Annotated in this window: 6 protein-coding genes, 2 tRNA genes and 1 pseudogene; 7 read left to right on the top strand and 2 right to left on the bottom strand. The window is 52.7% G+C overall.

Annotated features, from left to right (window positions below; all coding sequences use genetic code 11):
- The first annotated feature begins 233 nt into the window (after positions 1–233).
- The 6 genes from Q0510_RS03210 (at position 234) to Q0510_RS03235 (ending at position 8,128) form a co-directional block, all read left to right on the top strand.
- The gene (locus Q0510_RS03210; protein WP_298708187.1) at positions 234–1,412 is read left to right on the top strand and encodes a FecR family protein; all 1,179 of its coding nucleotides are present in this window, start codon (positions 234–236) and stop codon (positions 1,410–1,412) included.
- Between the two features lie 177 nt (positions 1,413–1,589).
- The gene (locus Q0510_RS03215) at positions 1,590–5,045 is read left to right on the top strand and encodes a SusC/RagA family TonB-linked outer membrane protein (protein WP_298708189.1); all 3,456 of its coding nucleotides are present in this window, start codon (positions 1,590–1,592) and stop codon (positions 5,043–5,045) included.
- A gap of 19 nt (positions 5,046–5,064) precedes the next feature.
- Positions 5,065–6,597, top strand: coding sequence for a RagB/SusD family nutrient uptake outer membrane protein (locus tag Q0510_RS03220; RefSeq protein WP_298708190.1), 1,533 nt, complete (start codon positions 5,065–5,067; stop codon positions 6,595–6,597).
- Between the two features lie 14 nt (positions 6,598–6,611).
- Entirely contained in the window at positions 6,612–7,727 is a 1,116-nt protein-coding gene (locus Q0510_RS03225) for a TlpA disulfide reductase family protein (RefSeq protein ID WP_298708192.1), read from the top strand.
- Positions 7,728–7,925: 198 nt separating this feature from the next.
- A tRNA-Ser gene (locus Q0510_RS03230) sits at positions 7,926–8,014 on the top strand.
- A gap of 39 nt (positions 8,015–8,053) precedes the next feature.
- Positions 8,054–8,128, top strand: a tRNA-Pro gene (locus Q0510_RS03235).
- Positions 8,129–8,666: 538 nt separating this feature from the next.
- On the opposite strand, the pseudogene Q0510_RS24830 reads toward Q0510_RS03235, so the two are convergent.
- Both Q0510_RS24830 and Q0510_RS03240 read right to left on the bottom strand, forming a co-directional pair.
- Positions 8,667–9,644: pseudogene (locus tag Q0510_RS24830) on the bottom strand (recombinase family protein); the annotation flags it as partial.
- A gap of 41 nt (positions 9,645–9,685) precedes the next feature.
- Complete coding sequence (locus Q0510_RS03240) at positions 9,686–9,838, bottom strand: hypothetical protein (RefSeq protein ID WP_298708194.1); 153 nt, start codon at positions 9,836–9,838, stop codon at positions 9,686–9,688.
- A 241-nt stretch (positions 9,839–10,079) separates the two neighbouring features.
- On the opposite strand from Q0510_RS03240, the gene Q0510_RS03245 reads away from it, so the two are divergent.
- Positions 10,080–10,477: hypothetical protein (locus tag Q0510_RS03245; protein ID WP_298708196.1), on the top strand; the 398-nt coding region annotated here is incomplete at its 3' end.

A 10,477-nucleotide genomic window follows, 5' to 3' on the forward strand; every position in this document is an offset into this window, starting at 1 on the left:
AATTGTCTGTCCCGGAAATCGCGCAGCGGACCAACAAGGCGGAAAACCATGTACGGGCCGACAGGTCGAGGGCGCTTGCGCTGCTCCGGGCTTCCCTGAAAGACCAGCACCTGCTGGAAGCCGCCCTGGTGCTCTGGGCCGTTTATGAAGCAGGGAATTTCTACCGGTAAAAAATATTTTAAAAAATCTGGCCCAAACTGCTGCGTTTTGTGGCGGAGGCCGTTTCAATCTATATGCAACCCGGATTTTCATTCAACGAACAGCAGCGGGAGGCGATCCGTAAACAGTGGGCGGGTCAGCCGCTCAGCCCGCAGGAACAGTCGCTTTTCGACGACTGGCTGGCCGCATCGCCGGAAAACAGGGTGGTGTGGGAAGAGCTGGACGACGAAGCTTCGCTGGAACGCCTTTTCAGCGAATGGAAAAGCTATGACGGGGAGGCGGTCTGGGAAAAGTTGACGGCTTTACGCCGCCAGCCCGCCATTGCGCCCCGGCAACCTCGTCAACTCTATCGCTGGGTGGCAGCCGCTGCTATTTTGATCCTGGTGGCAAGTGGTGCATACCTGCTGGTGAACCGCCTGTCAACCCAAATCCCCGTTGCGGAGGCGATCACCAAAGACGTAGCGCCGGGCGGCAACAAAGCCGTGCTCGTACTGGCCGATGGCTCAGAGGTAACGCTCGACAGCGCCGGCAACCAGGTGATCCGCCAGGGCGCCACCGCCATCCACCAGCAATCCGGACAACTACGCTACGACGCTTCCGGCGGGGAAGCCGCTGTGCAATACAACACCCTGAAAACCCCGCGCGGCGGGCAATTCAGGATTACGCTGCCCGATGGTACCGCGGTTTGGCTGAACGCCGAATCCTCGCTCCGCTTCCCCACCGCTTTCAACGGGAAAGAACGTTTGGTGGAAATGACAGGCGAAGTATATTTCGAAGTGGCGAAAGACGCGGCAAAGCCTTTCCGGGTTATGGCCAGGAACGGCGCGGCGATCGAAGTGCTGGGCACGAACTTCAACGTCAATGCGTATGAAGATGAGCGCGCCATCCTCACGACTTTGCTGAGCGGCGCGGTGAATGTCAGGAAAGACGGGCGCTCCGCCCGGCTGAAACCCGGCCAGCAGGCACAGGTGGCCGCCGGGATAGCAGTGGTGGAAGGCGCCGACCTGGAGAAAGTGATGGCCTGGAAAAACGGCGTTTTCAATTTCAACGACGCCGGGCTGAAAGACGTAATGAAACAATTATCAAGGTGGTATGATATCGAAGTAGAATACCGGGGAAACGTTCCGGATACCGAGTTCTGGGGTAAAATGGGCCGTAATCTTACGCTCATGCAGGTGCTCACCGGGCTCGAAGGAACAGGCATACATTTTAAACTGGAAGACGATGGGAAAAAACTGGTCGTGCTGCCATGACCATAAAAATAGCCGCTGCGTCTGAACCACGAAGCGGCCGAAGTTTCAGGCTTATACCTTAATTAATCAACCAGAAACCGTTACAAAAGTATGTTTTTTAGAACATTTTGTGACCGGAACCCTCATGTCCCGCCGAAGCGGGCCTGGTTCCGGCTATCGACCAAAATTGAACGATTCATGAAATTGACCACCTTTTTGCTCCTGGCGGTGTGCTTGCATGTTTCCGCCGGTACGGCCGCGCAGGGCATCACCTTTGCCGGCCGGCAGGTTCCGCTGGAGCGGGTCTTTACCGCCATCGAGAAGCAGACGGGCAACGTGGTGTTTATCAGCAAGCAGCTGCTCGGCGAATCCAGGCCGGTGTCGGTAGATGTGAAGGACATGCCTCTGCAGGCATTCCTCGCGCTGGTGCTGAAAGATCAGCCGCTGGAGTATTCGCAGGAAAAACAAACGATTTTCATCCGCAGGAAAGCTGCGGTACGCGTGGCCGGTCCGCCGGTAGCGGCGCCTGCATTCTTCCCGGTTAGCGGCGTGGTGATGGATTCGTCCGGACAATTCCTCGCCGGCGCTTCCGTGCGGGTGAAAGGTTCCGGCGTGTCTACCATGTCCGACGCCAACGGTCAATTCAATCTCAATGCCAACACCGGCGATGTGCTGGTGATCACGTATGTGGGGTATAAGTCGGCGGAGTTCAAGGTCATCAATTCCATTCCCATCCTGATCCGGCTGAGCCGCGAGAGCACCACCATCGGCGAAGTGTCGGTAACGCTTAACACCGGCTACCAGAGCATCCCGCGCGAAAGGGCGACGGGTTCTTTCTCTATCGTGAGCGGCGCGCAGCTGGAGAATAAATTGCGCCCCGATCTGAAAGCTGCACTGGAAGGACAGGTAGCCGGCATGCAGCTGACGCGTGAAGGCAATCTCGAAATCCGTGGCGTGTCTACTTTCATGCTCGCCGAGCGCGCGCCGCTGATCATCGTAGACGGGTTCCCCATCACCGGGGGGCTCGAAACCCTCAACATCGACGCCATCGAAAGCGTGACGGTGCTGAAAGATGGTGTGGCCGCATCCATCTACGGTGCACGCTCTTCCAACGGCGTGATCGTGGTTACCACCAAACGCGGGAAGAAAGGCGGGCTGAACGTTTCCTACAACGGCTCCTTCGGCATCACCCAGGCGCCCGATCTCAAATATCTCCGCCGTTCCAGCGCCAAAGATTACGTGGAAGCGGAACTCGATATCTATGCACAGGACCCGAATTCTTACCTCAATTCCTACAATGCTTACCGCTACCTGTCGCGCGTCAATTATCTGAAAGTGGCCGAGTCGCAGGGGATCATGTCGTCGCATGACGTGGCCGCTGAACTGGAGCAGCTGAAATCCAACGACGGTATCGGGCAATTGCAGGAGTATCTTTTCCGCAATCAACTGACGCAACAGCACAACATCAGTTTGTCGGGCGGTAACGATAAGAACCAGACCGTAGCCACCGCGAAGTTCATCGGCAACCGCGGCAATACGCTGTATACGCGCGACAACCGGCTGATCATGGATATCCGCAACGACTGGAAGCCCGCGCGGTGGCTGCAATTCCGTTTGTTCTCCAATGTCAATTACAGTTCCGGCCAGGCGCCGCTGCGGCCGATGGGCGATTTCCTCAACTACTATTCCCAGTTCCTGGTACATCCTTATGATTTGGTTGTTGATCCCGCAACGGGCCAGCCGCAGGAAATTTACGCCACCAACCCCCGGAAGATCGCGCGGTATGATGCGTTGCCCGGATTGAAGGATATGTCGTACAACCCGCTGAACGACCTGGCGCAGGAAATGACCAGGCAGCAAAACTTCCAGTTCCGCATCGGCGGCAACCTGAATATACTGCTGGCGCAGGGTCTTTCCCTCGACGCAGGCGGCAGCTGGACGCGAGGGAATTCCTTCGTGCGCAGTTTGTCGGGCAGGGATTCGTACCGCATGCGCACGGGCTACAACGACGCTACGTCGTCCTCCGTGCCCTCGAAGCATTACATTCCCGAAGGAGATATGCTGAACGAATCGCGCAACATCAACCAGGCTTATACCCTCCGCGCACAACTCAACTTCAACCGGGATTTCGGCGCGCACAGCGTGATTGCGCTGGCAGGAACGGAGGTGTCGCGCGATGTGTGGGATAACAACACCCTGCCCACGCGCTTCGGGTACAACGACCAGGCGGGCACCTTCAATACCTTCAACTACGCGGATTATATCGCGGGGAATTATAACTCGGACATGCTCATGTCTGCCGGCAGGCCTACGGCAAGCATCGGTTCCATGGCTTTCCGGGACAACCGGTTCGTGTCCTGGTACGCCAACGGCTCTTATGAATACGGCCGCCGTTTCCTCGTGAGCGGCAGCATCCGGCTGGATCAGACCAACTTCTTCGGCACCGATCCGCGTTACCGTTACAAACCGTTATGGTCTGCGGGCGCCACGTACAAGATTTCCAACGAAAGCTACTTCGACGTGCCCTGGATGAGCAAACTATACGTGAGAGGATCGTACGGCATCAACGGGAACATCTCGCTGAATACCGGGCCCTTCCTGATCGTGGCGCCGGGCAGTTACTCGGATCTGACAGGCGATATTTCCTGGAACATCTCTTCTCCGCCCAACAATTCCCTCCGCTGGGAACGGACGAACACCACCAACTTCGGCACCGACTTCAGCCTGTTTTCCAAACTCAACTTTTCCCTTGACTACTACCTGCGCAAAAGCAAGGAGCTCCTGGCCGCCGATCCCGTAGATCCCACCCTGGGCTACACTTCGCTGGTGAAAAACGTCGGGCAGATCAACAACACCGGACTTGAATTGTCGGTCGACGGCGATGTGATCAAAAAGGGCGATTTCACCTGGAACGTGTTGGGAACGATGAGTTATAATGTGAATAAAGTGGTGGAGTATAATGTCAACTACCTGTTTTCCACTTCGCTTACTTCCAATTCCGTCAACAAAGCGGGCATGCCGGCGAATTCGCTGTGGGCTTTCCGTTTTGCAGGGCTGGATGGCAACGGGGCGCCGCAGTATTTCAATACGAAGAACGAGAAGATTTCCGGCGGTGCAGTTTCGGTGGATGATGTGCAATATATGGGTACCCTCCGTCCCAAGTTCGCTTACAGCCTGACGAATACTTTCAAATACAAGAATATCGACCTCGCATTTATGCTGCTGGCAAAAACCGGGCATATCATCCGCCGCCATTCTTACGACGGATCTTCCATCCAGCACGAGGATGTAGGCAAGCGCTGGCGGAAGCCGGGTGATGAAGCGTTCACGAATTTCCCGGTGTTGAATCCATATTCTTTCGATTTCTTCTACTACACTTCGGCCGATATTTTCGTGGAAAGCGGCAACTTCCTGAAGCTGCGCGATGCATCCATCACCTATCACTTCAACAAACCCCTGCTGCGTAAAATCGGCGTGGGCAATGCGAGCGTGATGCTGCAGGGGCGTAATCTCCTCATGATCACGGCCAACAGCAACAACCAGGACCCCGAAGCCTGGGAGCTGGGCGGAGGTGATCCCGCACAGGCGGAACTGGGTTTCACACCCTGGCGGCCTATGCCCGAATTGTATCTCGGCCTCCGTGTCAATTTCTAAAACTTAACACAAACCGGTCATGCGACTTTCTAACATATTACTTTTTGCCGCCGCCGCCTCGCTTTCGGCCTGCAACAAATTCCTGGACGTGAAACCCAAAGGGAAACTCATCCCCCAGGAAGTTTCGGAGTTCAATAAACTGCTCGATAACGCGGACGTGGTGCGGTATCCGTTCCTGAATAATAACACCACGTCGATGCTGGGCTATATGACAGACAACCTGGTTTTGTCTGAAGGTATCGGCAAAGTTTACTACAAAGCCAATAACAGTCCGAATATCGATAACTACTACAGTTATATTTTCCGGCCGCCGTTCAAGAACCCTACGCTGATCGATTACTTCTGGGAGTGGGGCACCTACCGCTCGATGAAATACATCAACAACGTCATAGACGGGGTGAAGGAAATCCGCACGCCGCAGAATGCCGAAGAGGCGGACGCGGTGCTGGCGCAGGCGTATGTAGCCCGCGCCTGGAGCTACTTCCACACCACGCTGGTATACGGTCCGGTGTATAAACCCGGTGGAAGCAATACCGCCAAAACCATTCCTTACCTCACAACGGCCAATGTGGATGCGCCCATGCCGGATCTGTCGACGCAGGAAGAAGTGTTCGCCAAAGTGCTGGCGGACCTCCATGCGGCGTTGCCCGTCAGCCCGGTGTCGGTGAACCACCCTTCCCGCGCGAACAAAGTGGCGACTCAGGCGATGCTGGCATACTATCACCTGTTTACGCAGCGATACGATAGCGTGGCCTATTATGCCAATCTCGCCTGGACGGCCGCCGCGGCCAATGGCGTGGATAAAGTGCTGTACGATTACAACGCCCTGTCGCTGGCGAATCCCGCGAACCCCGCGGCCAGCCAGGTCAATAGTCCGGACAGTAAAATCCACCTGCCCACGAGCCGCGAGATATTGTTCTTCCGCGCGTCGGATGTGAAGTCGGGCCGTTCGAATAATTCCTATCCTTCCGCGGAGTACATCGCCTTGTTCGATCCCGCTACGGACCTCCGCTACCAGTATTGGCTGCTGACGGCGCCGGGGTACAAGACCACGTACAACGGCGTGGTGTATGACGACGGGCCGAGATTGCAGTATTTCCGCGGGGAAACGGTGTCGGGCGGTTTGCCGCGGTTCCAGGTGACGGCGGGTTTTTCTTATCCCGAATTGCTGCTGATGCGTGCGGAAGCGTATGCGCGTACCAACAGGCTCAGCGAGGCGATGGCGGATGTGAACCTGCTGCGCAGGTACCGTATGGTGCCGGGCACGCCGGATCTCACCATGCCTGCGGGGCAGGATGCGGTGATCAGCCTGGTATTGCAGGAGCGCCGCCGCGAATTGCCGCTGGCGCATATCAAGCGGTTTTTTGACCTGAAGCGCTTCTGCCTCGAAGGCGGAAAGCGCTGGGGCAAAACCACCATCTCGCATACGGTGGGCTCTGAAACTTACGAAGGCAAGATCGACGACCCCCTTTTCGTGCTCCCGAAAACCAATTCCGTGCTGCTGTTCAACCCGCAATGGGGCATCGCGCCGGATACAAGGCCTTTTAACTGATAACACATTCAACCATGAAAAAATATCTGGCAAACATAATTGCATTGACGATGATGGCGGCCCCCGTTACCGCCGTGGCCCAACAGGGAATGACGTACACGCTAAAGGGAAAAATAGAAGGTATGACGGCATCCAAAGTGTATCTCGGTTACCGCTCGGGGAAAACGTATGTCCGGGATTCGGCGGAAGTGAAGAATGGTGTTTTTGAATTGAAAGGCAAAGTAGCAGATCCTGTTTCCGCCACGCTGACTTCCCAACTAGCCGGCGGCCGCGATTACCTCACCGTATATCTCGAAAACGCAACCATCAACATCACCGGCGAAAACAAACTGTCGGGCGCAAAGGTGGAAGGCGGTACGGACAACCGTTTCTATGCGGAACTGCAGGAGTTGATGGAGCCGCTGGTGAAGCGGGATAAAGAAGCATCGGCGGCATATGCGGCACGCACGAAGGAAGAGAAGCAATCCGAATCGGTAAAGCAGCAGCGCGCCGCGTTCGACGATTCGCTGACGGCGGCCCGGAAAGCCATCTTCGCCGCGTTCATCGGCAAGCATCCGAACACCGTGGTGAGCCTGGACCTGCTGGATTCCTACGGCGGCATGTTCCCCGAGGCAAGCGTGCTGGAGCCGTTGTACAAGAAGCTGTCGAAAAAAGTGAAAGCCACCGGCAAAGGCAGGATGTACGCCGAAACCATCGCCCGGCTGAAGCGTACGGAGATCGGTGCGCAGGCGCCGGATTTTGTGCAGAAAGATGCAGACGGCAAACCTGTAAAGCTGTCGGATTACCGCGGGCAATACGTGCTGCTGGACTTCTGGGCCTCCTGGTGCAAGCCCTGCCGCGCGGAGAACCCCGCCGTGGTAAAGGCTTTTAACGAATACAAATCGAAGAACTTTACGGTGCTCGGTGTTTCGCTCGACAATGAGCAGCTGCGCGGCGCCTGGCTGAAAGCCATTAAAGACGACGGCCTCACCTGGAAACAACTCATCGACCTCGACGAGCAGAAGGCGTCGGACATCTATCACGTACAGGCGATTCCCCAGAACTTCCTGATCGACCCGAAGGGCAGGATTGTGGCGAAGAACCTGCGCGGGGAAGAGCTGGCCGGCAAGCTGGCGGAGATCCTCTATTGATCCCTGGAAGGCGGGCCGGTTGGAGGAATTCAAACAAACCGGCCCGCCTTTCCATATATAATAAAAAGATAGTTTTTGACGTGCGTGACGGCATGATGCAGCGGGCAGCAGGGGCTTAGGGGAATATTTTCCATCTTAATTCATTCCCAGTTTGGAAAATTCTAAATAATTCCTATTTTTGCAACCCCGCAAGGGGATGGTGAGGTGCCTGAGAGGCCGAAAGGACCGGTTTGCTAAACCGGCGTACGGGTCAAACTGTACCGAGGGTTCGAATCCCTCCCTCACCGCAGACTCCGCCAGGTTTAACTGGAGAGTGTTTGAAGGCTCGGGATGTAGCGTAGCCCGGTTATCGCGCCTGGTTTGGGACCAGGAGGTCGCAAGTTCGAATCTTGCCATCCCGACTTGACAGGACAAAGTGGAAATTTCACCATTTTGTCCTGTTTTATTTTCGCCCAAAGCCTTGTCCAGCGTGTATATTATGCGCACCGCTTCATTGATGCGGGAAGTTCGAAATGTAAAACCGTCAAAACTTAATTTTTCCGGGTACATCGAACTAATGATCTCCCGTTTTCTGTCTATCTCGCCGCTTTCATACGCATAATCCAGTTTTAAAAGGTTATTCAGCCCCTTGCCTAACAGGTCGGTTATGTTCACTTGGTCATGGTCATACGCGCTTAGTTTGGCTTCTAGCTTTTCCAGTTTTGTGCTATACTCGGTTTTCATTTCCCGGAAGTCGGAAGGCTCAATTTGCTTTGAAGAAAGCAATTCCCGTATATAAGACAGCTTCCCTTCCAGTTCCTTTATTTGCCATTGTAACTGCCTTTGGTCGTTCTGTAAATGGTCGGTTTGGTCGTTCCATGCTTCAACAAGGGTGATCCTGTAAAGGTCGGCCATTTCCGCGCGTGGCATGTATTTTTTGAGTTCACAAACAAATAAACTGTTTACATTATCTGCCCTGAACCGGCAAGTACACCCGGTTGTGCAATGGTAATAGCTGTAATATCTGGTATGCCCTTTGGATTTACTGCCGGTTAACAGTTTGCCGCATTTTGGGCAGATCAGAAAACCACGTAATGGCAATTCGTTATTGGTAATAATCTTGAGACGGTACGGCGCTCTTTTTCTGCCGTCCAAAACGTCCTGCGCCCGGTAAAATAGTTCTTCCGATATAATTGGCTCATGCAGCCCTTTCACAAATCGGGCTTCTTCATCCTTGTACTTGGCAATAAATATCTTCCCGCAATAAACAGGATTACGGATGATAAACCAGAAAAGGCCTTTGCTCCCTTTATACCCCTTTCCCTTAGACATTTTGTAAATCTGTTCGGTATTAAATACCCCTTCTGCGATCTGCTCATAAGCCCAGCGTATAATGCTTGCTTGCGGCTCTTTGGGAGCAATATACTTTCTGCCGGCCTCATCTGTCTTGTTCACATAACCGTAGGGCGCTAAACCCATATAACGCCCTTCTTTCCTCGCCCTGCGCATACCATGAATAACATTTAATGCCCTGCGGTCATTCTCTACTTCGGGAGCCGCCAAATAGAAGGCCAGCATCATTTTATTTTCGGGAATAGACAAGTCTAGCGGCTGTTCAATAGCTTGCGGCTCTACCCCTAATTTTCGCAGTGTATTGATCATCTGGTAAGCATCCCCTGCATTGCGGCTAAACCTGTCCCATTTTAGAAACAGCACCAAATCTGCCTGTCCTCTATGTCGCTTTAATTCCAGCAGGTACTTCTTCCATTCCGGCCGGTTAAAGGTCTTGGCCGAATGATCTTCAAAAATCACCTTACGGATGGAAATTTTGTTGATGTCGCAATATTTGCGCAATAGTTCTTCCTGGCTCCTTTGGGAATAGCCTTTGTCCGCCTGTTCATCGGTACTTACCCGGATATACAAATCAGCTATTTTCATTTTCTAAAACTTGGATTATCAAATAATACATTTTCTGACGTTCATCGGTTACGCAGTTTTTCCAAATGATGAGCAACAATAATGTTAGCCAATTTACGCATAAATTCAAGGACGACCGCCGCCTGTTCAACAGTTACTGCGACACCCTTCTTTTGCAGCATCTCCGCTGCTTTCTCCGGTTTAATTTTTTCCATTTGCACCTCCGCATTTATCAAGTTCACAATACCCCTCGTGCAAGGGAATACTTTTCAAAAGCTAATATAAGTAATTGGTTTTGATATTTTACGTTTTACCAAAACTTTTTTTTGAAATTATTCCTGATTTTACCGAACTTTACCCAAATTGACGCTATTTGATGTGTTTTGATATAATTTGTATCACACTTTACTACTGTATAAACATTTTTAGTATGAAAGCGTCTAAAAGAGGTTAAAAATGACTAAAACATACAAAGTTAGCTATAAAACGTACTTCAATGACCGACTTAAACAACTGTATTTTCATGGAAAGCTCACCCACCCGTTATATGTACAGGTAACATTTGACAGGAAAACGATCTTCTTCAAAAGCTATTACTTTGAACTGTTTTCAAAGCCCCGATATTTTTTGTCTGTAGCGGGGTTAACCGGGGGGCCTTCTATTGAGGATATTATTAAAAAGGAAAATGAGGTAATTGATTTTATCATTGATAAAAACCTGCAAGATTTCTCTTTAGACTTGTTTAAAAAAGAATATGCCTTTTACAGCAAAGACCTTTGCGACATAACAGAGGAAGGCTTTATTGATTACATGTATATTTTCTTTCAGGATAAGGGAATGCCTGATCTGGCTGT

Source organism: uncultured Chitinophaga sp. (genome assembly GCF_937874145.1).
Classification (GTDB): domain Bacteria; phylum Bacteroidota; class Bacteroidia; order Chitinophagales; family Chitinophagaceae; genus Chitinophaga.

What these genes read in the sequence shown, in the direction of transcription:
- Q0510_RS03215 (WP_298708189.1), top strand. Translation starts at nt 1,590, where the DNA reads ATGAAATTGACCACCTTTTTGCTCCTGGCGGTGTGCTTGCATGTTTCC.
- Q0510_RS03220 (WP_298708190.1), top strand. Translation starts at nt 5,065, where the DNA reads ATGCGACTTTCTAACATATTACTTTTTGCCGCCGCCGCCTCGCTTTCG.
- Q0510_RS03240 (WP_298708194.1), bottom strand. Translation starts at nt 9,838, where the DNA reads ATGGAAAAAATTAAACCGGAGAAAGCAGCGGAGATGCTGCAAAAGAAG.
- Q0510_RS03210 (WP_298708187.1), top strand. Translation starts at nt 234, where the DNA reads ATGCAACCCGGATTTTCATTCAACGAACAGCAGCGGGAGGCGATCCGT.
- Q0510_RS03225 (WP_298708192.1), top strand. Translation starts at nt 6,612, where the DNA reads ATGAAAAAATATCTGGCAAACATAATTGCATTGACGATGATGGCGGCC.